Below are 22,961 nucleotides of genomic sequence, written 5' to 3' on the forward strand. Positions count from 1 at the left end.
GATTGTCGGGGCTGCGGTGCAGCCCTTTCGCGACACAAGGCCGCTCCTACAAGGGGACCGTGTCGATCTTTAGAGAGGTTGCATCATGCACCAATGGATCAACGCCCTCGCCGACCACCAGTCCCGTGGCGAAGCCTGCGTACTGGTGACCATCATCGAAGAACGCGGCTCCACCCCGCGCAACGCCGGCTCGAAAATGGTCGTCAGCGCCAATGGCCTTTTCGACACCATCGGTGGTGGCCACCTGGAATACAAGGCCCTGCACATCGCCCGGCAGATGCTCGAAGAACAGCGCACCACCCCACACCTGGAGCGCTTCAGCCTCGGCGCCAGCCTGGGCCAGTGCTGCGGCGGCGCTACCGTGCTGTTGTTCGAGCCCATGGCCGCCGTGCAGGCGCACATCGCCGTGTTCGGCGCGGGCCATGTCGGCCGTGCTCTGGTACCCTTGCTCGCCGCGCTGCCCTGCCGGGTGCGCTGGATCGACTCGCGCGAACAGGAATTCCCCGAACTCATCCCCAACGGGGTGACCAAGGTCGTCAGTGAGGAACCGGTCGACGAAGTCGCAGACCTGCCGCCAGGTTGCTACTGCATCGTCATGACCCACAACCACCAGCTCGACCTGGAACTGACCGCCGCCATTCTCAAGCGCAACGACTTCACCTGGTTCGGCCTGATCGGCTCGAAGACCAAGCGGGTCAAGTTCGAGCATCGCCTGCGCGAGCGCGGCTACGACGATGCCGTGCTGGCACGCATGCGCTGCCCGATGGGCCTGCCCGAGGTGAAGGGCAAGCTGCCCATCGAAATCGCCGTGTCCATCGCCGGTGAAATCATCGCCACCTACAACGCCTGCTTCGGCCAGCACGACGCTGCCGCCAATGCCGGCCCCATTGCCCAGTTGCTGCCGCCCTCCCGGCGCAGCCAAGCCATTTGACGAGTGTGTTATGACCGTTACCCGCAAAGCCTACCGCGCCGCCATCCTGCACAGCATCGCCGACCCGGCCGAGGTGGGCCTGGAGGCGTCCCATGAGTACTTCGAGGACGGCCTGCTGGTGGTCGACGATGGCCGCATCAGCGCCGTTGGCCACGCCAGCGAGCTGCTGCCGACCCTGGATGCCGGCATCCCGGTTGAACACTACCAGGACGCACTGATCACCCCGGGCTTTATCGATACCCATATTCACTTCCCGCAAACCGGCATGATCGGTTCCTACGGCGAGCAACTGCTGGACTGGCTGAACACCTACACCTTCCCTTGCGAAAAGCAGTTCGCCGACAAGGATCATGCCGACAAGGTGGCCAAGATCTTCCTCAAGGAACTGCTGCGCAACGGCACCACCACTGCGCTGGTGTTCGGCAGCGTGCACCCGGAATCGGTCAATGCCCTGTTCGAAGAGGCCGAGCGCCTGGACCTGCGCCTGATCGCCGGCAAGGTGATGATGGACCGCAACGCACCGGACTACCTGACCGACACCGCCGAATCCGGCTATGCCGAAAGCAAAGCACTGATCGAGCGTTGGCACGGCAAGGGCCGCCTGCACTATGCAGTCACCCCACGCTTTGCACCGACCAGCACGCCGGAACAGCTGACCTTGGCGGGCCAATTGCTCAAGGAACACCCAGGTGTGTACATGCACACGCACCTGTCGGAAAACCTCAAGGAAATCGATTGGGTGAAGTCGCTGTTCCCCGAGCAGAAGGGCTACCTGGACGTCTACGACCACTTCGAGCTGCTGGGCGAGCGCTCGGTGTTCGCCCACGGCGTACACCTGTGCGACGAGGAATGCCAGCGCCTGGCCGAAACCGGCTCTGCCGTGGCCTTCTGCCCCACCTCCAATCTGTTCCTGGGCAGCGGTCTGTTCAACCTGCCCCAGGCTGAGCGTTTCAAGGTCAACGTGGGCCTGGGTACCGACGTGGGGGCTGGCACCAGCTTCTCGCTGCTCAACACCCTGAACGAAGCGTACAAGGTGATGCAGCTGCAAGGCGCGCGCCTGCACCCTTACAAGTCACTGTACCTGGCCACCCTCGGCGGCGCCCGTGCGCTGCGCCTGGACGACCGCATCGGCAGCCTGCGCCCCGGCAACGATGCCGACTTCGTGGTGCTGGACTACAAGGCCACGCCGCTGCTGGACTACCGTATTCAGCAGTCCAACAGCATTGAAGAGACCCTGTTCGTGCTCACCACCCTGGGCGACGACCGCACCGTGCGCGAAACGTACGCGGCCGGGCGGTGCGTACACCAGCGTTAAGGCTCTTTAGCCAGGCCCCGGTACAGCGCGCCGCCGATTGCAGCCCCGATCAGCGGCGCCACCCAGAACAGCCACAGCTGTTGCACGGCCCAGCCACCGACGAACAGGGCCGGCCCCGTGCTGCGCGCGGGGTTGACCGAGGTGTTCGTCACGGGAATGGAAATCAGGTGGATCAAGGTGAGGGCCAGGCCGATGGCAATCGGTGCGAACCCTGCCGGTGCGCGGGAGTCGGTCGCCCCCATGATCACCACCAGGAACATCGCGGTCATCACCACTTCACTGATAAAGCCCGCCCCCAGCGTGTAGCCGCCGGGCGAGTGGTCGGCGTAACCGTTCGAAGCCAGCCCTGCAGAAAGCTCGAAACCGGCCTTGCCGCTGGCAATGAGATAGATCACACCCGCTGCCAGGATGGCGCCGATCACTTGTGCGATGACGTAGGGCAACAGCTCCTTGGCCGGGAAACGCCCACCCACAACCAACCCGAATGAGACGGCAGGGTTGAGGTGACAGCCGGAGATATGACCGATGGCGAAGGCCATGGTCAGCACAGTGAGGCCGAAGGCGAAAGCAACACCGAGAACGCCGATACCGACAGGGGAACTGGCTGCGAGTACCGCGCTGCCACAGCCGCCGAGGACCAGCCAGAAGGTGCCGACCAGTTCGGCCCCCATCCGTTTACCGAGGGACATGCTCATGAATCCATTCCTCAAGAAGTTGAACGCAACGAATGCGCAAGCCCAACTGCTTGATGAAGGTTTGCTCACAAGAATTTAGCAGACCTTTGGCTGATGGCCAGTAACGACCGAGGGCCGCAAAGCGGCCCCTCTCAATCACCCAGGCAAACGATCAACCCTTGGCGGAAGCCTTGGGTTTTTTCAGCAGGTGCGAGAACACTGCATGCAGATCGTCCGAGGCACTCTCCTCGTCCAGGTTCAGCTTGCTGTCGATGTGGTCCATGTGGTGCATCATCAGGCTCACGGCCTGTTCAGCATCGCGCGCCTCGATGGCATCGATCAGTTGCATGTGCTCGTCATACGAGCAATGCGAGCGGTTGCCGCTTTCGTACTGGGCGATGATCAGCGACGTCTGCGACACCAGGCTGCGCTGGAAGCTTACCAGCGGCGCATTGCCCGCCGCCTCGGCCAGCTTCAGGTGGAACTCGCCGGACAGACGAATGCCGGCACCCCGGTCACCGCGCGAGAAGCTGTCGCGCTCCTCGCGCACCATCTGCCGCAGCTCGTTGAGCTGGTCCAGGGTGGCGTGTTGCACGGCCAGTTCGGTAATGGCCCGCTCCACCATGCGCCGCGAGAAGAACACCTGGCGCGCTTCTTCCACCGTCGGGCTGGCCACCACCGCACCGCGGTTCGGCCGCAGCAGTACCACGCTTTCGTGGGCCAGGCGCGACAGGGCGCGGCGGATGATGGTGCGGCTGACGCCAAAGATTTCGCCCAGCGCTTCCTCGCTCAACTTGGTGCCCGGCGCCAGGCGCTGCTCAAGGATGGCCTCGAAAATGTGCGCGTAGACGATGTCGTCCTGGGTACCGCTGCGGCCGGCCTTGCCGACACGTGCAGGTTTTTTCAGAGGTTGCAGCTGTTCGTTCATGGGCTCTCGAGGCACGAAGAGAAAGTATGGCGCCATTGTACACAGGCTGAGGCGATTCCGCAGGGGGCGTTTTACCTATATAGCCGTTGTACGACGCATTGCGCACACAAAACATAAAACATTATTTGCATTCTTTGTACACAAAAGCATAATCCACCGAGCAACTTCTTGACCCGTGAGTCAACAAAACGGTCAGACGTCTGCCTTCCCTCGCGGAGCCGCCAAGTGCATTGCGCAGGACAATGGCTCCATAACAACAAGAAAGACTTGAGGAGTACTCGCTGTGGAAAGCCGCAAATCCGAAGCCCCTACGCTGGATCTCGCCCCACCGCTCGAAACGAGCTGGCTGGAGCGGATTTTCAAACTCAAGCAACACGGCAGCACCGTAAAAACCGAAGTGATCGCCGGGGTGACCACCTTCATCACCATGGCCTACATCATCTTCGTCAACCCCAACATCATGGCTGACGCCGGCATCGACCATGGTGCCGCCTTCGTCGCCACCTGCATCGCCGCTTCGCTGGGCTGCCTGCTGATGGGCCTGTACGCCAACTGGCCGGTGGGCCTGGCGCCGGGCATGGGGCTTAACGCGTTCTTTACCTACACCGTGGTCGGCACCATGGGCTACAACTGGGAAACGGCGCTGGGGGCGGTATTCGTCTCGGGCGTGCTGTTCATGTTCCTGACCTTGTCGAAAGTGCGCGAATGGCTGCTGAACAGCATCCCGGTCAGCCTGCGCCATGCCATGGGGGCCGGCGTCGGATTGTTTCTCGGGCTGATCGGCCTGAAGACGGCAGGCATCATCGTCGACAGCCCCGCTACCCTGATCAAGCTGGGCTCTCTGCATGAGCCGGGGCCTCTGCTGGCGGGCGTGTGCTTCCTGCTGATTGCCATCCTCAGCTACAAGCGGGTGTTTGGCGCGATCCTGATCAGCATCATCGGTGTCACCCTGGCCGGTTGGGGCCTGGGGCTGGTGAAATTCGGCGGGGTAATGTCGATGCCGCCAAGCCTGGCACCCACCTGGATGGCCATGGATGTAGCCGGCGTGTTCAACGTCAGCATGATCAGCGTGGTGCTGGCATTCCTGTTCGTGCACATGTTCGACACTGCCGGCACCCTGATGGGTGTGGCGCAGCGGGCCAACCTGGTGGCGCCGGACGGGCGTATCGAAAACCTGTCCAAGGCGTTGAAGGCTGACAGTGCTTCGAGCGTGTTCGGTGCCGTGGTGGGTGTGCCCCCGGTGACCAGTTATGTGGAGAGTGCTGCGGGTGTTGCGGCGGGTGGCCGTACTGGCCTGACTGCCGTGGTGGTCGGCCTGCTGTTCATCGCCGCAATGTTCTTCGCGCCATTGGCCGGGATGATTCCTGCCTATGCCACAGCAGGTGCGCTGATCTATGTGGCGATGCTGATGATGGGCAGCATGGCGCATATCCATTGGGATGAAGCCACCGACAGCATTCCGGCGATCGTCACGGTGATCATGATGCCGCTGACCTTCTCGGTCGCCGATGGTATTGCCTTGGGCTTTATCAGCTATGTGGCATTGAAGGCGGGGACTGGCAAATACAAGGAAATCTCCGCCAGCCTGTGGGTACTGTGCGCGATCTTCATCGCCAAGTTTGTGTTTCTCTGACGCTCTCGCATCAACAAAGGGCGCTTCGGCGCCCCTTGTCAGAACTCATGGTTGCACCGATCGCTGTGCGAGTAAGGCACTCGAAGCGCACGGCGCACAACCGGTGACCCAATGAAGTGTCAAGAACCAAGGGCTTGGATGAAATTCGCTTTAACATCGCACTCTCGCAAGAAGTCGATTAATTCATACAAATTCTCGAAGCGGGGCTGAAAGTGGCCAGAATAGTTTGTGAAAGAAAATTCTCCACCGTCACCGATGACGATATAGCCTGCGCTGATCACAGTCTCGCCAAGACCTTTCGTGCCAAAACCCAGCCCAGAAAATTCAGCGAGGCTACCGTGACTTGGCATCGTGAGGTCATCCTTGCTGCTGAACACGACCAACCTGCGCTCATTGGTGAACACAAATTTGTGATTAAACCCCGACTCGAGTTGCTCAAAGCCGTTTCTGCTTTCTATCACCCTGTATAAGGTCGTGCTTTTTTTCACTTGCTTATTCGCGTACTCCATCTCTTTGCTCATATTCCAGTATTGATTGTTCGTCAGCCCCTTTTCCCAGGTAAGCGCATTAAAGCGACTGGCTACCTGCGTAAGCAAACCCAACGTCTTATTAACGAAATTGCCGAAAACGCCATTTTTGCCACTGGGATCCCGCCCGTTGACAGGATCATTCAGGCAGTAGGCATAGGCGTTGATTCCGCCTTTGTTAAAAGGGCTCAAGCCATCCGGGCTGATAAAACGCATCAAGCGAGGGCTGTATACTCGGTGTCCATTTCCGAGTGAATAGCCTTCCAGTGCAGCCTGAAAAAACTGACCATTGAAGCCTAGTACGCTGGTCGGCGCCGTTCTGGGGCTTCGGTAACCATAAGGCGAATACGCATTGCTTGTGCTCATCAGACGAACCCTCAGACTTCACACGAGGCCCCATCATGTCAACTGAGCCCTTGAGTGACCACTGACAAAAATATCAGTCGCACCGTTGTTTCCACCTGAAAAGATCAATGCAGCAGACGAAAAAAAGCCCGCCAGTGTGAGAGCGGGCCAAAGGACCTACGAAGATTCTTCTAGCGACCAACTAGCTTCCACGATAGGTCGAATAGCTGTACGGCGAGATCAGCAGCGGCACGTGGTAGTGCTCCTGCTGCTCGTCGATGCCAAAGCGCAGCACCACAACATCCAGAAACGCCTGGGCCGGCAGTTGCACGCCACGGGCGCGGTAGTAATCACCTGCGCTGAACTGCAACTGGTAAACGCCAGTGCGGTAATCGTCACCCTGCAGCAACGGCGCGTCGACGCGGCCATCGCTGTTGGTCAGGGCAGTGTTCACCAGCTCCAGCTGCTGGCCTTCGACACGGTACAGCTCGACCTTGATCGAGCTGCCCGGGCAGCCATGCGCGGCATCCAGTACGTGTGTGGTCAAACGTCCCATTGCGTGTCGCCTCTTGTTCAATCTGTGGGCAAGAAATACTCAGCCTATGCACCCAAACAGGGCCTGCGGTAGGCGGGAATGACGCCATTAAGACATTTCATCGCAAAATTGTACACAATTTTTTGTACCCATCCGTCGCACCCGGCGTTTCCTGCCTGTAAACGACCCATCGGTCGCAAATACAGGCACTGTAACGACCTCAATGTCATTAGCTGACCAATCAGGCAGGTTTCTTGCACTGTATTTCCAGGTCGCTGTGAAGCGACAAAAGGGAAGAAATGCGGAAAAACAGGCTTACAAAAGATTTCAGAAGTTGTATACAATCAGCCCATCCGGTGGTGCGACATCCCGACGCGGCCCGCCCACCCCCCGCACAAACGCACAAGAAGGAAGACTGCAGTGAGCGCTGACTACCCTCGCGACCTGATCGGTTACGGCAACAACCCTCCTCACCCGCAATGGCCGGGCAACGCTCGCATCGCGCTGTCTTTCGTCCTCAACTACGAGGAAGGCGGCGAACGCAACATCCTGCACGGTGACAAGGAGTCCGAAGCCTTCCTGTCCGAAATGGTAGCCGCCCAGCCACTGCAGGGCGCGCGCAACATGAGCATGGAATCGCTGTACGAATACGGCAGCCGTGCCGGCGTGTGGCGCCTGCTGAAGCTGTTCAAGGACAGCGGCGTCCCGCTCACCATCTTCGCCGTGGCCATGGCCGCCCAGCGCCACCCCGACGTGATCCGCGCCATGGTCGAAGCCGGCCACGAAATCTGCAGCCACGGCTACCGCTGGATCGACTACCAGAACATGGACGAGGCCCAGGAGCGCGAGCACATGCTCGAAGCCATCCGCATCCTCACCGAACTCACCGGCGAACGCCCGCTGGGCTGGTACACCGGCCGCACCGGCCCGAACACCCGCCGCCTGGTGATGGAGGAAGGTGGCTTCCTGTATGACAGCGACACCTACGACGACGACCTGCCCTACTGGGAGCCGAACAACCCTACCGGCAAGCCGCACCTGGTGATCCCCTACACCCTGGACACCAACGACATGCGCTTCACCCAGGTACAGGGTTTCAACTGCGGCGAGCAGTTCTTCCAGTACCTGAAGGATGCCTTTGATGTGCTGTACGCCGAAGGCGCTGAAGCACCGAAGATGCTGTCCATCGGCCTGCACTGCCGCCTGGTCGGCCGCCCGGCGCGCCTGGCCGCCCTGAAGCGCTTCGTCGATTACGCCAAAAGCCATGACCAGGTCTGGTTCGCCCGTCGCGTGGACATCGCCCGCCACTGGCACACCACCCACCCGTACAAGAAAGAGAACGCCTGATGACCGCCTTCAACACCCTCAAGCCATCCGCCCTGGGCCGTGACGCCTTCGTCAACGCCTTCGCCGACATCTACGAGCACTCGCCGTGGGTAGCCGAAAAGGCCTATGACCTGGGCCAACTGGGCGAGCTGGACGAAATCGAAGCCCTGCACCAGCGCATGAGCGACATCCTGCTCAGCGCCAACCACGCCGACCAGCTGGCACTGATCAACGCTCACCCGGACCTGGCCGGCAAGGCCGCCATCCAGGGCGAGCTGACCGAATCGAGCACCAACGAACAGGCCGGCGCCGGCATTCACCAATGCACCACCGAAGAGTTCGCCCGTTTCACCGAGCTGAACGACGCCTACAAGGCCAAGTTCCAGTTCCCGTTCATCATGGCGGTGAAGGGCAGCAACCGGCACCAGATCCTCGCCTCCTTCGAGAAGCGCATCCACAACGATGCCGATGCCGAATTCAAGGAAGCCCTGGCGCAGATCAACCTGATCGCCCTGTTCCGCCTGCTGCAGCTGTAAGCGACAGCCGAACCTTTTTCAGTACAACGAATAAATAAGAGAGACCCGCATGCGCACCCTGATGATCGAGCCCCTGACCAAAGAAGCCTTCGCCCCCTTCGGTGACGTGATCGAAACCGACGGCAGCGACCACTTCATGATCAACAACGGCTCGACCATGCGCTTTCACAAGCTCGCCACGGTCGAAACCGCCGAGCCTGAAGACAAGGCGATCATCAGCATCTTCCGCGCCGACGCGCTGGACATGCCGCTGACCGTACGCATGCTGGAACGCCATCCGCTGGGCAGCCAGGCTTTCATCCCGCTGCTCGGCAACCCCTTTCTGATCGTGGTCGCGCCCGTTGGCGATGCACCTGTATCAGGCTTGGTCCGGGCCTTCCGCAGTAATGGCAGGCAGGGCGTTAATTACCATCGCGGCGTCTGGCACCACCCGGTGCTGACGATCGAAAAGCGGGATGACTTCCTGGTGGTTGATCGCAGCGGTTCTGGCAACAACTGCGATGAGCATTACTTCACCGAGGAACAGATGCTGATCCTCAATCCCCACCAATAAGAAAAGGTCGGTCATCGTTCACGGTGATCGGCAGAGGTACATACTGTGGAAGCACACCTTCACGAATGGCTGAACCTGAGCATTCGCTGGGTTCACATGATCACCGGTGTCGCCTGGATCGGTGCATCGTTCTACTTCGTCTGGCTGGAGAACCACCTGAACCGAAGCAACCCGCGCGATGGGTTGTCGGGTGATCTCTGGGCGATTCACGGCGGTGGTATCTACCACCTGGAGAAATACAAGCTCGCCCCCCCGAAAATGCCCGAGAACCTGCACTGGTTCAAATGGGAAGCCTACTTCACCTGGATGTCCGGTATTGCCCTGCTGTGCGTGGTGTTCTACTGGAACCCGACCCTGTACCTGCTGGCCCCTGGCAGCACCCTGAGCGGTGCCGAAGGCGTGGCGATCGGTATCGGTTCGCTGGTGGCCGGCTGGTTCATCTACGACTTCCTGTGCGATTCGCCACTGGGTAAAAAACCTGCCCTGCTCGGTGCCGTACTGTTCGTCCTGATCATTGCCGCCTGCTTCGGCTTCAGCCTGGTGTTCAGTGGCCGTGGCGCCTACCTGCACACCGGCGCGATCATCGGCACCATCATGGTGGGTAACGTGTTCCGCATCATCATGCCGGCCCAGCGCCAGCTGGTGGCGGCGATCGAGAACAACCAGACGCCCGACCCGGTACTGCCGGCCAAGGGCCTGCTGCGTTCGCGTCACAACAACTACTTCACCCTGCCGGTGCTGTTCATCATGATCAGCAACCACTTCCCGAGCACCTACGGTAGCCAGTACAACTGGCTGATCCTGGCCGGCATTGCAGTAGCCGCGGTTCTGATCCGCCACTACTTCAACACCCGCCACGACAGCAACAAGTACGCCTGGACCCTGCCGGTCGGCGCCTTGGCAATGATCTGCCTGGCCTACGTCACCGGCCCTAAGCCGATGGCTGTATCGCCTGAGCAAGCCGCAGCGAAAGTGGAGTACCAGCCACTGCCGGCTACTGCCGTAGGTGGCAAGACCGCCGCCGAACTGCGTGCCGAAGAAGCAGCCAAGCCTGCCGAAGCACCGGCTGAAGCACCCGCCCAGGCGACTGCCCAGGCTGGCGGCGACAGCTTCGACAAGATCCACAACGTCATCCAGGAACGCTGCACCGTGTGCCACTCGTCCAAGCCGACCAGCCCACTGTTCAGCGCCGCCCCTGCCGGCGTGATGTTCGACACCCCGCAGCAGATCCAGGCCCAGGCCGCGCGCATTCAGGCGCAAGCGGTTGCCAGCCAGATCATGCCGCTGGGCAACATCACCCAGATGACCACCGAAGAGCGCAAGCTCGTCGGCGACTGGATCGCCAAAGGCGCTCCGGTCAACTGAAACACCGCAATCGGGTCAACACAGCTCCCCTGTAGGAGCGGGTTTACCCGCGAAGAGGCCGGCAACCCCGGCCTCTGTTTCAAGCCATACGCAACAAGCAAGCATCGAGCGTTCAGCCTAAAGCGGGAACCCCAGCCTCTCTTCACCGAGAGCCTGCCGCTTGAAGCCGACGCTTGGATCCGAGAATAAAAACAAAACTCGAGGTGCTGCATGTCCGAGTCACGCAAGGCGTACATCCCCATTGCGCCGCCGCGCGAGCCCTTGCCCCTGTTCCAACTGATCCTGGTTGGCCTGCAACACGTTCTGCTGATGTACGGTGGCGCCATCGCGGTGCCGCTGATCATCGGCCAGGCCGCCGGATTGTCCCGTGAAGAAGTCGCTTTCCTGATCAACGCCGACCTGCTGGTCGCAGGCGTCGCCACCATCATCCAGTCGTTCGGTATCGGCCCGGTGGGCATCCGCATGCCGGTGATGATGGGGGCCAGCTTCGCTGCCGTCGGCAGCATGGTGGCCATGGCCGGCATGCCCGGCGTGGGCCTGCAGGGGATCTTCGGCGCGACCATCGCCGCCGGGTTCTTCGGCATGCTGATCGCGCCGTTCATGTCCAAGGTCGTGCGTTTCTTCCCGCCGCTGGTCACCGGTACGGTGATTACCTCGATTGGCCTGTCGCTGTTCCCGGTGGCGGTCAACTGGGCCGGTGGCGGCCATGAAGCAGAAACCTTCGGCTCGCCGATCTACCTACTGGTAGCCGGCCTGGTGCTGGCGGTCATCCTGCTGATCAACCGCTTCATGCGCGGGTTCTGGGTCAACGTGTCGGTACTGGTGGGCATGGGCCTTGGCTACATCCTGGCCGGTTCCATCGGCATGGTCGACCTGTCGGGCCTGAAAGACGCACCGTGGTTGCAAGTGGTCACCCCACTGCACTTCGGCATGCCGACCTTCAGCCTGGCGCCGATCCTGTCCATGTGCCTGGTGGTGGTGATCATCTTCGTCGAGTCCACAGGCATGTTCCTGGCCCTGGGCAAGGTGACCGATCGCGAAGTCACCCCAGGGATGCTGCGGCGCGGCCTGCTGTGCGATGCCGGTGCATCGTTCATCGCCGGCTTCTTCAACACCTTCACCCACTCCTCGTTCGCCCAGAACATCGGCCTGGTGCAGATGACCGGGGTGCGCTGCCGCTTTGTCACCATCGTGGCCGGTGCACTGCTGATTGTGCTCAGCCTGTTGCCGAAGGCGGCCTTCCTGATTGCCTCGATCCCGCCTGCGGTACTGGGCGGCGCGTCCATTGCCATGTTCGGCATGGTCACCGCCACCGGGATCAAGATTCTTCAGGAGGCGGACATCGGCGACCGTCGCAACCAGCTGCTGGTGGCGGTGAGCGTCGGCTTCGGGCTGATCCCCGTGGTGCGTCCGGAGTTCTTCGCCCAGATGCCACAGTGGATGGAACCCATCACCCACAGTGGTATCGCCATGGCCACGGTCAGTGCCCTGGTGTTGAACGTACTGTTCAACATCCTCGGTGGCGCCGAACGCGCGGTGCACAACGACGCTTGTCACCAGCATTGAGCCAGACGGGGCGGCGCATGGCCGCCCCGCATTCACATAAGCAGTAAACGCAACACCGTCGGCCCGCCGGAATGGGCCGCCCGGGGCGCCTGCGCGCCAAAAAAACCGCCAACAAAAACAATAAGTCCGGGAATCACAACATGAAGCGCATCACCACGTCCCTGTTGCTGGGCAGCAGCCTGCTGGCCACCCTCCCCACGCATGCAGGCGAATGGCTGCAATGGCACGGCGAAAGCCTGACCTACCTGTACGGCAAGGACTTCAAGGTCAACCCTGATATCCAGCAGACCATCACCTTCGAGCACGCCAACAAATGGAAGTACGGCGACACCTTCATGTTCGTCGACAAAATCTTCTACAACGGCAAGGCCGACGCCAGCAAAGGCGTCACCACCTACTACGGCGAGTTCAGCCCACGCCTGTCATTCGGCAAGATCTTTGACCAGAAGCTGGCCTTCGGCCCGATCAAGGACGTACTGCTGGCCATGACCTATGAGCGCGGCGAAGGCGACAACGAGGCCTACCTGATCGGCCCTGGTTTCGACCTGAACGTCCCCGGCTTCAACTATTTCACCCTGAATTTCTACGTGCGCAACACCGAGGGCAGCCGCCCGGGTGACAACGTCTGGCAGATCACCCCCGGCTGGTCCTACACCATCCCCGTGGGCAGGTCCGACATTCTGATCGACGGCTACATGGACTGGGTCACCGACAACGACCAGACCCGCCGTGGCACTTACCACGCCAACCTGCACTTCAACCCGCAGGTGAAGTACGACCTGGGCAAAGCGCTGAACCTGGGCGCCAAGCAGCTGTACGTGGGCTTTGAGTACAGTTACTGGAAGGACAAGTACGGCATCGACAGCCGCGGCAATCTGGACAGCAACCAGAGTGTCGCCAGTGCGCTGATCAAAGTGCACTTCTAGAAAACTGACCAAACGCACAAGTTTGTACCACCCCGCTCCAGGACGGAGCACTTGAGGCGCGGCGCGCAAGCCAGTAATCTGCGCGCCCCCTCGATCAGGGCAGAACGGATTCTGCCTGCGTTTACTGACCGCTCAGTCAATGAATACGGGCGGTTGGCCAACGTGTTGCCAGCCTGAAAGACCCTTTTCATCCGTTCAGAACGAAGTCGAGCAGGAAGGTTTTGCCAACCCAGGAAAGTTGGCCCAACCCTTGCCAAACAGCTGTGGCCTATCGAAAAAAGCTGACTCAAAAGACAAAAAAGCGCCAACAACGAGCGCTGACAACAGATCAATCAAGGGAGCGACACTTTCAATGCGTACCATCAACAGCCTGATCCTCGCCGGCGGCCTGCTGGCCTGTGGCACCACCTTCGGCGGCGACCTGCTGCAATGGCAGAACAACAGCCTGACCTACCTGTGGGGCAAGAACTTCAAGGTCAACCCCGAGACCCAGCAAACCTTCACCTTCGAGCATGCCGATGCGTGGAAGTACGGCGACAACTTCTTCTTCATCGACAAGATTTTCTACCAGGGCAAGAAGGACGCCAGCAACGGCCCCAACACCTACTACGGCGAGTTCAGCCCACGCCTGTCGTTCGGCAAGATCTTCGACCAGAAGCTGGAGTTCGGCCCGGTCAAGGACGTGCTGCTGGCCATGACCTACGAGTTTGGCGAGGGTGACACCGAGTCGTACCTGATCGGCCCGGGCTTCGACCTGGCTATCCCGGGCTTCGACTACTTCCAGCTGAACTTCTACAACCGCACCACCGACGGCAGCCGCGCTGGCGACAACGTGTGGCAGATCACCCCGGTGTGGTCGTACACCATCCCGGTCGGCGATTCCGACGTGCTGATCGACGGCTTCATGGACTGGGTGGTGGACAACGACGAGAACCGTCGCGGCACCTACCAGGCCAACCTGCACTTCAACCCGCAGATCAAGTACGACCTGGGCAAGGCATTGCACCTGGGTGAGAAGCAACTGTATGTGGGTGTGGAGTACGACTACTGGAAGAACAAGTACGGCATCAAGGACAGCGATGCTTTCACCACGGACCAGAACACCATGAGTTTGCTGGTGAAAGTGCACTTCTGATGCGCTGAAACGTGACAGCGCGTTGCATTAACAACGCGCTGTCATGTGCAATACGTTGCGCAACATGTAAGTAATTTCCTACAACTTATTCAGATCAATCCCATTCGCACTTAAAGTTGCCTTGAAAGTCAGGGCAAGCAGGCAAGGCAACAACACGCCAAACAGCAATAGCCCCGCTTCTACCTGCCAGTGTTCAATCACTCGAAAGATGTCCAGCACCAGCATGATGCTGCTGATTGTCAACGCCAGGCCGAACATTGCACAGCACTTGTACAACGCCTCGACGCCCGCCCCACGCAGCAGCAGCCACAGGCCCAGCGCCCCCCAGGCCATGACCGTACCCAGGTAGAGCGCCAGGTGGTACACATCGTAAGTCAATACTTTACCAAACATGGTTTTCCCTCCTGAGCTGTAGGAAAAAGCAAAGTACTGACTATAGGCCCAGGCTTTCCACTTTAACACCGCAAATTTTTGACAAAATTTTTGCACTTTGCCCTTTAGCATGCTTGGATTCTCGCATTCAAAAAAGAAAACAGGCCTACTTAATGCGCACGTCCCTCGCCGCCCCGTGGCGGTATCTTCTGTTAGTTTGCTCACTGTGGTTCGGCATCTTCCTGCTGACTCGCCTGGTATTACTGGCCACCCATCTGGATGAAGTACATGGCGACTACGTCTCATTGTTCTTCAGTGGTGCCCTGTACGACCTGAGCTTCCTCACCTACGCCGCCCTGCCGCTGGGGTTGTACCTGGCCGTGTGCCCGGCAGGCTTATGGCGCACTCGCTTGCATCGCCGGCTGATGGGCGGCGTACTGGTCGTCAGCCTGTTCGTGATGCTGTTCGTCGCGGTGGCCGAGTGGCTGTTCTGGGACGAGTTCGGGGTACGCTTCAACTTTATCGCGGTCGATTACCTGGTCTATTCCAAGGAAGTGCTGGACAACATCCGCGAGTCGTACCCACTGCCCACCCTGCTGGGCAGTATCGCTGTGGTCGCCGTGTTGCTCGCACTGGTCTTGCGCAAACCCCTCGGCCAGGCGCTCGCAGCCCCCGGTGCCAATCTGCGCCAACGCCTGGGCGGCATTGCGCTGTTGGCTGTACTGGGTGGGCTGAGCGGTTTGCTGGTCGACCAGCAATTCCCCCGCGGCCAGGGCGGCAACGCCTACCAACGCGAACTGGCCAGCAACGGCCCGTACCAGTTCTTTGCCGCGTTCCGTAACAACGAACTGGACTACAGCCAGTTCTACGCCACCCTCGATGCCAGTGAAGCCGGTGCGCAGATGCACCAGGAGCTGGCCGAGCCCAACGCCCGGTTCCAGGCCAGCGAGCCCGAGGATATCCGCCGCCATATCAACGCCAGCGGCGAGCCACGCACGCCCAACATCATTCTGGTCACCATCGAAAGCTTCAGCGCCAAGTACATGGGCAGCAACGGCGACCCGCGTAACCTCACGCCCAACCTGGACGCCCTGCGCCGCGAAAGCCTGTACTTCAACAATTTTTACGCCACCGGTACCCGCACCGACCGTGGCCTGGAGGCCATCACCCTGTCGATTCCGCCAACACCGGGCCGCTCCATCGTCAAACGCATCGGCCGCGAAAGCGGTTACGGCAGCCTGGGCCAGCAACTGGCTGCTGTCGGCTATGACCCCGTGTTTGTCTATGGCGGGCGTGGCTACTTCGACAACATGAACGCCTTCTTCAGCGGCAACGGCTACCGTATCGTCGACCAGAGCAGCGTGGACGAAAGCGAAATCAGCTTCAAGAATGCCTGGGGCATGGCCGATGAAGACCTGTACCGACAGGCCCTCAAACTGGCCGATGCCGACCATGCCAAGCAGCAGCCGTTCTTGCTGCAACTGATGACCACCTCCAACCACCGCCCTTACACCTACCCGGACGGCCGTATCGACATCCCTTCGGGTGAAGGCCGTGAAGGCGCGGTGAAGTACACCGACCATGCCATCGCGCAGTTCCTGCGCGAAGCCAAGGGCAAGCCCTGGTTCGACAACACCCTGTTCGTGTTCGTGGCCGACCACACCGCCGGTAGCGCCGGCGTCGAAGACCTGCCGGTGAACAATTACCAGATCCCGCTGTGGATCTACGCCCCCAAGCTGATTGCCCCGCGCGAGGACGCGCAACTGGCCAGCCAGATCGACCTTGCACCGACCTTGCTCGGCCTGCTGAATCTCAGCTACACCTCGACCTTCTTCGGCCGCGACCTGCTGCGTGAAGACACCCTGCCGCCACGGGTACTGATCGGCAACTATCAGCACCTGGGCCTGTTCGACGGTAAGGACCTGGCGATCCTCAGCCCGCGCGGCGGCATGCGTGTGCATCAGGATGCATTGGGCAACAGCCGGGAAATGACCGCAAACACAGACACCCCATTGGTACGCAGGGCCATCGCCTACTACCAGAGTGCGGCCAACGACTTCAGCAAAGGCCTACTCGCCTGGAAGCCGGCAGCCGGCGATGAGGAAAAAGGCGTGGCCGTCAGCCCCTGACGGCGCGCCAAATCTTAGAGACCACGCTGACCACCGCGAGCACCACGGCACCGGCCACCACCCCGGCCACACCGTTGAGCAGCGCACCGGTCAGCGCACCACCGCGCCCCTCGCTGAACGCCTCGATGGCGTGATGCAGGGGCGCAATGCCATGCACCAGAATCCCGCCGCCCACCAGAAACATCGCCGCCGTACCGATCACCGACAGGCTCTTCATCATGTACGGTGCCGCCCGCAGTATGCCGGTACCCACCGCCTGGGCGAGCCGCGAAGCCTTTTGGGTCATCCACAGCCCCAGGTCATCAAGCTTGACGATACCCGCCACCAACCCGTAAACGCCGATGGTCATGACAATGGCAATGCCCGACAGCACGATGATCTGCTGGGTCAGCGGCGCATCGGCCACGGTACCCAGGGTGATGGCGATGATCTCCGCCGAGAGAATGAAGTCGGTGCGCACCGCGCCCTTGATCTTGGTTTTCTCGAACGCCACCAGGTCGACATTGGCATCCGCCACCGCCTCCTTACGGGCTTCGTGCTCAGCCTCATCCTCCTCTTTGCTGTGCAAGAACTTGTGTGCCAGCTTCTCGAACCCCTCGAAGCACAGGTAGGCACCGCCCACCATCAGCAGCGGCGTCACCGCCCAAGGGATGAACGCGCTGATCAACAGCGCCGCCGGCACCAGGATGGCCTTGTTCACCATCGACCCCTTGGCCACCGCCCACACCACCGGGATTTCGCGCTCGGCACGCACACCGGTGACCTGCTGGGCATTCAGCGCCAGGTCGTCGCCCAGCACGCCTGCGGTCTTTTTCGCTGCCACTTTGGTCATCACCGAGACGTCATCGAGCACCGTGGCGATGTCGTCGATCAGTACCAGTAGACTGCTTCCTGCCATGTTTGCCTGTATCCAGATGTGTATGTGCCATCGATTCTAGCCCAAAGCCGCTGCCTTGAGCCCCCGTCGAGCCCGGTGCTACCATGCCCGATCCCTCTTAGAGGTGGCCAGACACGAGGAAGATCCCTGACCATGAGCACCATTCGCGAGCGCAACAAGGAACTGATCCTGCGCGCGGCCAGCGAGGAATTCGCCGACAAGGGCTTCGCCGCCACCAAGACCAGCGATATCGCGGCCAAGGCCGGCCTGCCCAAGCCGAACGTGTATTACTACTTCAAGTCCAAGGACAACCTCTACCGCGAGGTCCTGGAAAGCATCATCGCGCCAATCATGCAGGCGTCGACGCCGTTCAATGCCGACGGCGATCCGAAGGAAGTGCTGAGTTCATACATTCGATCGAAGATCCGCATTTCGCGTGACCTGCCGCACGCCTCCAAGGTGTTCGCCAGCGAGATCATGCACGGCGCCCCGCACCTGTCGCCGAACCAGGTGGAGCAGCTGAACGAACAGGCCCGGCACAACATCGAGTGCATCCAGCGCTGGATCGACCGCGGGCAGATCGCCCATGTGGATGCGCACCACCTGATGTTCAGCATCTGGGCGGCGACACAGACGTATGCGGATTTCGACTGGCAGATTTCTGCGGTAACCGGCAAGGCCAAGCTGGCCGACAGCGATTACGACGCAGCGGCCGAGACCATCATTCGCATGGTGCTCAAGGGCTGTGAGCCCGAGGTGGCCTGATAGGGCCAGTGGGGCTGCTTCGCAGCCCATCGCGACACAAGGCCGCTCCTACAAGGGATCGCGTTCAACCAGCAATCCCCTGTAGGAGCGGCCTTGTGTCGCGATGGGCCGCAAAGCGGCCCCGGCTATCTCGAACCTTACGCTGCTACCCCTGCATCCGCCCGCAACCCCACCTCCTCGATCGCACTGATCGCGCACTGTTCGTCAATGTCCGACGTATCCCCGCTGATCCCGACAGCACCCAGCACCTTGCCAGCCTGATCACGAATCAGCACCCCACCCGGCGCCGGCACCACCGGCCGTTCACCCATCCCGTTTAGCGCGGCAAAGAACGCCGGGCGCTGCTGTGCATCCAGTGCCAGCAAACGCGACCCCTTGCCCAGCGCAATCGCACCCCAGGCTTTGCCCGTGGCCACCTCAGGCCGGATCAGGCTGGCGCCATCCTCGCGCTGCAGCGCCAGCAAGTGCCCGCCGGCATCCAGCACCGCCACGGTCAGTGGCGCGGCGTTGATCTTGCGGCCCGCCGCCAGTGCGGCATTCACCAGGCTGACAGCAACATTCAGGTTCAAAGCGTTCATGGAAAGGTCCTCTTCTTGTTGTGAGAAGCCCTGAGGGCAGTTGAAAACCGATAGAACAAATAGAACACAACGAGATGTGTTTTTGTATACAATATTTTGAAACGATCGTATGCGATGGCGCAAATCACCGTTTTCACGGGCGCTCTGGCGAAAGCCAGCTTAGCCGATGAAAACCCATTGACCTGAGGCGCCAGCCGTGAATACACTCTGTCGCAACGCAAGTTGTATACAATTACAAAATAGATGAGGCACAAACCATGAGCAAAATGAGAGCAATCGATGCAGCCGTTCTGGTCATGCGCCGTGAAGGTGTAGATACCGCGTTCGGCATCCCGGGGGCTGCCATCAACCCGTTGTACTCAGCCCTGAAGAAAGTCGGTGGCATCGATCACGTCCTCGCTCGTCACGTCGAAGGTGCCTCGCACATGGCCGAGGGCTACACCCGTGCCAACCCGGGCAACATCGGCGTGTGCATTGGCACTTCCGGCCCGGCCGGCACCGACATGGTCACCGGTCTGTACAGTGCCTCGGCCGACTCCATCCCGATTCTCTGCATCACCGGCCAGGCCCCGCGTGCTCGCCTGCACAAGGAAGACTTCCAGGCGGTAGACATCACCAGCATCGTCAAGCCGGTGACCAAGTGGGCGACCACCGTTCTGGAGCCAGGCCAGGTGCCTTACGCCTTCCAGAAGGCCTTCTATGAAATGCGCACCGGCCGCCCAGGCCCGGTACTGATCGACCTGCCGTTCGACGTGCAGATGGCCGAAATCGAATTCGACATCGACGCCTACGAGCCGCTGGCCATCAACAAGCCGTCCGCCACCCGCGTACAGGCCGAAAAAGCCCTGGCCCTGCTCAATGACGCCGAGCGCCCACTGCTGGTGGCCGGTGGCGGCATCATCAACGCCGACGCCAGCGACAAGCTGGTCGAGTTCGCCGAACTGACCGGCGTGCCGGTCATCCCGACCCTGATGGGCTGGGGCACCATCCCGGACGACCACGCACAAATGGTCGGCATGGTCGGCCTGCAGACTTCGCACCGCTACGGCAACGCCACCCTGCTCAAATCCGACCTGGTGTTCGGTATCGGTAACCGCTGGGCCAACCGCCACACGGGTTCGGTCGACGTTTACACCGAAGGCCGCAAGTTCGTGCACGTCGATATCGAACCCACCCAGATCGGCCGCGTGTTCACCCCGGACCTGGGTATCGTTTCCGACGCAGGCAAGGCGCTGGACGTGTTCCTGGAAGTGGCCCGCGAGTGGAAAGCCGCCGGCAAGCTGAAGTGCCGCAAGGCCTGGCTGGAAGACTGCCAGCAGCGCAAAGCCAGCCTGCAGCGCAAGACCCACTTCGACAACGTGCCGGTCAAGCCGCAGCGCGTATACGAAGAAATGAACCAGGTGTTCGGCAAGGACACCTGCTACGTCAGCACCATCGGCCTGTCGCAGATTGCCGGCGCGCAGTTCCTGCATGTGTACAAGCCACGCCACTGGATCAACTGCGGCCAGGCCGGTCCGCTGGGCTGGACCATCCCTGCCGCGCTGGGCGTGGTCAAAGCCGACCCCAAGCGCAAGGTTGTCGCGCTGTCGGGTGACTATGACTTCCAGTTCATGATCGAAGAGCTGGCCGTGGGCGCGCAGTTCAACCTGCCGTACGTCCACGTGCTGGTGAACAACGCCTACCTGGGCCTGATCCGTCAGGCGCAGCGTGGCTTCGACATGGATTACTGTGTACAACTGGCGTTCGAGAACATCAACTCCACCGACGCTGCCACCTACGGTGTCGACCACGTCGCCGTGGTCGAAGGCCTGGGCTGCAAGGCCATCCGTGTGTTCGAGCCGGCAGAAATCGCCCCTGCCCTGATCAAGGCACAGAAAATGGCCGAAGAGTTCCGCGTGCCGGTGGTGGTCGAAGTGATTCTCGAGCGTGTAACCAACATTTCCATGGGCACCGAGATCAACGCGGTCAACGAGTTCGAAGACCTGGCCCTGGTCGGCAACGACGCGCCAACCGCCATCTCGCTGCTGGACTGATCGCCTGACGCCCCCAGGCCTACCTGGGGGCCTTCAACGCAAGGAGACAACCCATGCCTCGCTTCGCTGCCAACCTGTCCATGCTGTTCACCGAACAGGACTTCCTGGCCCGCTTCAAGGCTGCCGCCGATGCTGGTTTCAGCGGTGTCGAATACCTGTTCCCGTACGACTTCAGTGCTGCCGAAATCAAACAGCAACTGGAGGCCAACGGCCTGACCCAGGTGCTGTTCAACCTGCCTGCCGGTGACTGGGCCAAAGGTGAGCGTGGTATCACCTGCCACCCCGACCGCATCGAAGAATTCCGTGCCGGTGTCGACAAGGCCATCGAGTACGCCAAGGTGCTGGGCAACACCCAGGTCAACGCCCTGGCCGGCATCCGCCCGCAAGGCCCGGACTGCGCCACCGTGCGCAAGACCTTCGTGGAAAACCTGCGCTACGCCGCCGACAAGCTCAAAGCCGCCGGCATTCGCCTGGTCATGGAAATGATCAACACCCGCGACATCCCGGGTTTCTACCTGAACACCACTCAACAGGCGCTGGAAATCCAGGCCGAGGTGGGCAGCGACAACCTGTTCCTGCAGTACGACATCTATCACATGCAGATCATGGAAGGTGACCTGGCCCGCACCCTGGAAGCCAACCTGCCACTGATCAACCACGTCCAGCTGGCCGACAACCCCGGCCGTCACGAGCCAGGTACCGGCGAGATCAACTATCGCTTCCTGTTCGAGCACCTGGACCGCATTGGCTACCAAGGCTGGGTGGGCGCGGAATACAAGCCCAAGACCACCACCGAAGCAGGCCTGGGCTGGCTGAAAACGCACAACGCAATCTGAACGAGCCGGGCGCACAGCGCCTGATGTGAACAAATACAAAGAGGCACATTGTCATGGCTAAAATCGGTTTCATCGGCACCGGCATCATGGGCAAGCCCATGGCCCAGAACCTGCAGAAAGCAGGTCACAGCCTGTTCGTTTCCACCCACCACGACGCCGCACCAGCCGAGCTGATCGCCGCCGGTGCAGTGGCCCTGGCCAACCCGAAGGAAGTGGCCCAGGAAGCCGAATTCATCATCGTCATGGTCCCGGACACCCCGCAGGTCGAAGCCGTCCTGTTCGGTGAAAACGGCGTGGCCGAAGGTGTGGGCCCGAACAAGGTGGTGATCGACATGAGCTCGATCTCCCCTACCGCCACCAAAGCCTTCGCCGAAAAAATCAAGGCTACCGGCGCCGCCTACCTGGACGCTCCGGTATCCGGCGGTGAAGTCGGTGCCAAAGCCGCGACCCTGAGCATCATGGTCGGTGGCTGCCCGAAAGCCTTCGAGCGCGCTCTGCCGCTGTTCGAAGCCATGGGCAAGAACATCACCCGCGTGGGTGGCAACGGCGACGGCCAGACTGCCAAGGTGGCCAACCAGATCATCGTTGCCCTGAACATCCAGGCTGTTGCCGAAGCCCTGCTGTTCGCTGCCAAGAACGGCGCCGACCCGGCCAAGGTACGTGAAGCCCTGATGGGCGGCTTCGCTTCGTCGAAAATCCTTGAAGTGCATGCCGAGCGCATGATCAAAGGCACCTTCGACCCGGGCTTCCGCATCAACCTGCACCAGAAAGACCTGAACCTGGCCCTGCAAGGTGCCAAGGAGCTGGGCATCAACCTGCCCAACACCTCCAATGCCCAGCAAGTGTTCAACACCTGCCAGGCCTTGGGCGGCGGCAACTGGGACCACTCGGCGCTGATCAAAGGCCTGGAGCACATGGCCAACTTCTCGATCCGCGACGAGAAATAAGCTTCAAGCTGTAAGCCTCAAGCGGCAAGTAAAAGCAGATCTGCTTTTGCTTGCGGCTTGTAGCTTGAAGCTTGCAGCTGTGGGGACCGCCCCTGGTTCGGCCTGCACGGAGGCAGTTCCAGGGGCGTT

22 protein-coding genes are annotated in these 22,961 nt (G+C 60.8%); 15 read left to right on the forward strand and 7 right to left on the reverse strand.

The annotated features are described in order from the left end of the window. Positions 1–85 precede the first annotated feature (85 nt). Entirely contained in the window at positions 86–931 is an 846-nt protein-coding gene (xdhC, locus tag QQ992_RS19730) for a xanthine dehydrogenase accessory protein XdhC (protein WP_119369266.1), read from the forward strand. 10 nt (positions 932–941) lie between these two features. Continuing rightward, positions 942–2,246: a guanine deaminase gene (gene guaD, locus QQ992_RS19735; RefSeq protein ID WP_286110778.1), complete on the forward strand. Its 1,305-nt coding sequence runs from the start codon at positions 942–944 to the stop codon at positions 2,244–2,246. On the opposite strand, the gene aqpZ is transcribed toward guaD, so the two are convergent. Next, on the reverse strand, positions 2,243–2,941 hold the full coding sequence (gene aqpZ / locus QQ992_RS19740; protein WP_286110779.1) for an aquaporin Z: 699 nt from the start codon (positions 2,939–2,941) through the stop codon (positions 2,243–2,245). The two genes, guaD and aqpZ, sit on opposite strands and share 4 nt — an antisense overlap. A 151-nt stretch (positions 2,942–3,092) precedes the next feature. Continuing rightward, the gene (locus tag QQ992_RS19745; RefSeq protein WP_060499641.1) at positions 3,093–3,848 is read right to left on the reverse strand and encodes a GntR family transcriptional regulator; all 756 of its coding nucleotides are present in this window, start codon (positions 3,846–3,848) and stop codon (positions 3,093–3,095) included. A gap of 283 nt (positions 3,849–4,131) precedes the next feature. Here QQ992_RS19745 and QQ992_RS19750 point away from each other — a divergent pair, with 283 nt between their 5' ends. After that, positions 4,132–5,481, forward strand: coding sequence for an NCS2 family permease (locus QQ992_RS19750; RefSeq protein ID WP_433963094.1), 1,350 nt, complete (start codon positions 4,132–4,134; stop codon positions 5,479–5,481). 119 nt (positions 5,482–5,600) lie between these two features. On the opposite strand, the gene QQ992_RS19755 is transcribed toward QQ992_RS19750, so the two are convergent. After that, complete coding sequence (locus tag QQ992_RS19755) at positions 5,601–6,374, reverse strand: RHS repeat-associated core domain-containing protein (protein WP_286110780.1); 774 nt, start codon at positions 6,372–6,374, stop codon at positions 5,601–5,603. Positions 6,375–6,555: 181 nt separating this feature from the next. After that, a complete protein-coding gene (uraH, locus tag QQ992_RS19760) occupies positions 6,556–6,909 on the reverse strand; it encodes a hydroxyisourate hydrolase (protein WP_003259496.1) in 354 nt (117 codons plus the stop codon). A 399-nt stretch (positions 6,910–7,308) separates the two neighbouring features. Between uraH and puuE the strand changes: the two genes are divergently transcribed. From puuE to QQ992_RS19795, 7 genes are all read left to right on the forward strand, one after another. After that, complete coding sequence (gene puuE, locus QQ992_RS19765; RefSeq protein ID WP_060499638.1) at positions 7,309–8,235, forward strand: allantoinase PuuE; 927 nt, start codon at positions 7,309–7,311, stop codon at positions 8,233–8,235. Continuing rightward, positions 8,235–8,750, forward strand: a complete 516-nt coding sequence (gene uraD / locus QQ992_RS19770) for a 2-oxo-4-hydroxy-4-carboxy-5-ureidoimidazoline decarboxylase (protein ID WP_286110781.1) — start codon at positions 8,235–8,237, stop codon at positions 8,748–8,750. The genes puuE and uraD overlap by 1 nt, the downstream gene beginning before the upstream one ends. Positions 8,751–8,799: 49 nt before the next feature. Continuing rightward, a complete protein-coding gene (locus tag QQ992_RS19775) occupies positions 8,800–9,303 on the forward strand; it encodes an ureidoglycolate lyase (protein ID WP_012315446.1) in 504 nt (167 codons plus the stop codon). A 45-nt stretch (positions 9,304–9,348) separates the two neighbouring features. Beyond that, complete coding sequence (locus tag QQ992_RS19780; RefSeq protein WP_060499636.1) at positions 9,349–10,668, forward strand: urate hydroxylase PuuD; 1,320 nt, start codon at positions 9,349–9,351, stop codon at positions 10,666–10,668. Positions 10,669–10,878: 210 nt separating this feature from the next. Then, entirely contained in the window at positions 10,879–12,234 is a 1,356-nt protein-coding gene (locus QQ992_RS19785) for a nucleobase:cation symporter-2 family protein (protein ID WP_016711731.1), read from the forward strand. Between the two features lie 140 nt (positions 12,235–12,374). Continuing rightward, positions 12,375–13,160, forward strand: a complete 786-nt coding sequence (locus QQ992_RS19790; RefSeq protein WP_286110782.1) for an outer membrane protein OmpK — start codon at positions 12,375–12,377, stop codon at positions 13,158–13,160. A gap of 352 nt (positions 13,161–13,512) precedes the next feature. Then, entirely contained in the window at positions 13,513–14,295 is a 783-nt protein-coding gene (locus tag QQ992_RS19795; protein ID WP_286110783.1) for an outer membrane protein OmpK, read from the forward strand. Positions 14,296–14,373: 78 nt separating this feature from the next. On the opposite strand, the gene QQ992_RS19800 is transcribed toward QQ992_RS19795, so the two are convergent. Then, a complete protein-coding gene (locus QQ992_RS19800; protein WP_286110784.1) occupies positions 14,374–14,799 on the reverse strand; it encodes a hypothetical protein in 426 nt (141 codons plus the stop codon). Between the two features lie 41 nt (positions 14,800–14,840). Between QQ992_RS19800 and QQ992_RS19805 the strand changes: the two genes are divergently transcribed. Next, positions 14,841–16,796, forward strand: coding sequence for an LTA synthase family protein (locus QQ992_RS19805; protein WP_286110785.1), 1,956 nt, complete (start codon positions 14,841–14,843; stop codon positions 16,794–16,796). Here the strand turns inward: QQ992_RS19805 and QQ992_RS19810 are convergent. Next, a complete protein-coding gene (locus tag QQ992_RS19810) occupies positions 16,786–17,694 on the reverse strand; it encodes a DUF808 domain-containing protein (RefSeq protein ID WP_286110786.1) in 909 nt (302 codons plus the stop codon). The genes QQ992_RS19805 and QQ992_RS19810 overlap by 11 nt on opposite strands. Before the next feature lie 132 nt (positions 17,695–17,826). Here QQ992_RS19810 and QQ992_RS19815 point away from each other — a divergent pair, with 132 nt between their 5' ends. Next, positions 17,827–18,438 (forward strand): TetR/AcrR family transcriptional regulator, encoded by a 612-nt coding sequence (locus QQ992_RS19815; protein WP_060499633.1) that lies wholly within the window; start codon positions 17,827–17,829, stop codon positions 18,436–18,438. Between the two features lie 137 nt (positions 18,439–18,575). Here QQ992_RS19815 and QQ992_RS19820 read toward each other — a convergent pair whose 3' ends face one another. Beyond that, complete coding sequence (locus QQ992_RS19820; protein ID WP_028699366.1) at positions 18,576–19,016, reverse strand: GlcG/HbpS family heme-binding protein; 441 nt, start codon at positions 19,014–19,016, stop codon at positions 18,576–18,578. 257 nt (positions 19,017–19,273) lie between these two features. On the opposite strand from QQ992_RS19820, the gene gcl reads away from it, so the two are divergent. The 3 genes from gcl to QQ992_RS19835 are packed head-to-tail and all read left to right on the forward strand — an operon-like array spanning position 19,274 to position 22,832. Next, on the forward strand, positions 19,274–21,049 hold the full coding sequence (gene gcl, locus QQ992_RS19825; protein WP_286110787.1) for a glyoxylate carboligase: 1,776 nt from the start codon (positions 19,274–19,276) through the stop codon (positions 21,047–21,049). Positions 21,050–21,102: 53 nt separating this feature from the next. Next, the gene (gene hyi / locus QQ992_RS19830; RefSeq protein ID WP_016711738.1) at positions 21,103–21,885 is read left to right on the forward strand and encodes a hydroxypyruvate isomerase; all 783 of its coding nucleotides are present in this window, start codon (positions 21,103–21,105) and stop codon (positions 21,883–21,885) included. A 53-nt stretch (positions 21,886–21,938) separates the two neighbouring features. Beyond that, a complete protein-coding gene (locus QQ992_RS19835) occupies positions 21,939–22,832 on the forward strand; it encodes a 2-hydroxy-3-oxopropionate reductase (RefSeq protein ID WP_286110788.1) in 894 nt (297 codons plus the stop codon). Positions 22,833–22,961 lie beyond the last annotated feature (129 nt).

It is taken from the genome of Pseudomonas kurunegalensis (assembly GCF_030291635.1).
Classification (GTDB): Bacteria; Pseudomonadota; Gammaproteobacteria; order Pseudomonadales; family Pseudomonadaceae; genus Aquipseudomonas; species Aquipseudomonas monteilii.

Excerpts from the sequence above, each read along its gene's own strand:
- uraH (WP_003259496.1), bottom strand. The coding sequence starts at position 6,909 with ATGGGACGTTTGACCACACACGTACTGGATGCCGCGCATGGCTGCCCG.
- QQ992_RS19815 (WP_060499633.1), top strand. The coding sequence starts at position 17,827 with ATGAGCACCATTCGCGAGCGCAACAAGGAACTGATCCTGCGCGCGGCC.
- guaD (WP_286110778.1), top strand. The coding sequence starts at position 942 with ATGACCGTTACCCGCAAAGCCTACCGCGCCGCCATCCTGCACAGCATC.
- QQ992_RS19775 (WP_012315446.1), top strand. The coding sequence starts at position 8,800 with ATGCGCACCCTGATGATCGAGCCCCTGACCAAAGAAGCCTTCGCCCCC.
- gcl (WP_286110787.1), top strand. The coding sequence starts at position 19,274 with ATGAGCAAAATGAGAGCAATCGATGCAGCCGTTCTGGTCATGCGCCGT.
- QQ992_RS19785 (WP_016711731.1), top strand. The coding sequence starts at position 10,879 with ATGTCCGAGTCACGCAAGGCGTACATCCCCATTGCGCCGCCGCGCGAG.
- QQ992_RS19745 (WP_060499641.1), bottom strand. The coding sequence starts at position 3,848 with ATGAACGAACAGCTGCAACCTCTGAAAAAACCTGCACGTGTCGGCAAG.
- QQ992_RS19835 (WP_286110788.1), top strand. The coding sequence starts at position 21,939 with ATGGCTAAAATCGGTTTCATCGGCACCGGCATCATGGGCAAGCCCATG.
- QQ992_RS19805 (WP_286110785.1), top strand. The coding sequence starts at position 14,841 with ATGCGCACGTCCCTCGCCGCCCCGTGGCGGTATCTTCTGTTAGTTTGC.
- QQ992_RS19800 (WP_286110784.1), bottom strand. The coding sequence starts at position 14,799 with ATGCTAAAGGGCAAAGTGCAAAAATTTTGTCAAAAATTTGCGGTGTTA.
- QQ992_RS19755 (WP_286110780.1), bottom strand. The coding sequence starts at position 6,374 with ATGAGCACAAGCAATGCGTATTCGCCTTATGGTTACCGAAGCCCCAGA.
- hyi (WP_016711738.1), top strand. The coding sequence starts at position 21,103 with ATGCCTCGCTTCGCTGCCAACCTGTCCATGCTGTTCACCGAACAGGAC.
- xdhC (WP_119369266.1), top strand. The coding sequence starts at position 86 with ATGCACCAATGGATCAACGCCCTCGCCGACCACCAGTCCCGTGGCGAA.
- uraD (WP_286110781.1), top strand. The coding sequence starts at position 8,235 with ATGACCGCCTTCAACACCCTCAAGCCATCCGCCCTGGGCCGTGACGCC.
- QQ992_RS19795 (WP_286110783.1), top strand. The coding sequence starts at position 13,513 with ATGCGTACCATCAACAGCCTGATCCTCGCCGGCGGCCTGCTGGCCTGT.
- QQ992_RS19820 (WP_028699366.1), bottom strand. The coding sequence starts at position 19,016 with ATGAACGCTTTGAACCTGAATGTTGCTGTCAGCCTGGTGAATGCCGCA.
- QQ992_RS19810 (WP_286110786.1), bottom strand. The coding sequence starts at position 17,694 with ATGGCAGGAAGCAGTCTACTGGTACTGATCGACGACATCGCCACGGTG.
- QQ992_RS19790 (WP_286110782.1), top strand. The coding sequence starts at position 12,375 with ATGAAGCGCATCACCACGTCCCTGTTGCTGGGCAGCAGCCTGCTGGCC.
- aqpZ (WP_286110779.1), bottom strand. The coding sequence starts at position 2,941 with ATGAGCATGTCCCTCGGTAAACGGATGGGGGCCGAACTGGTCGGCACC.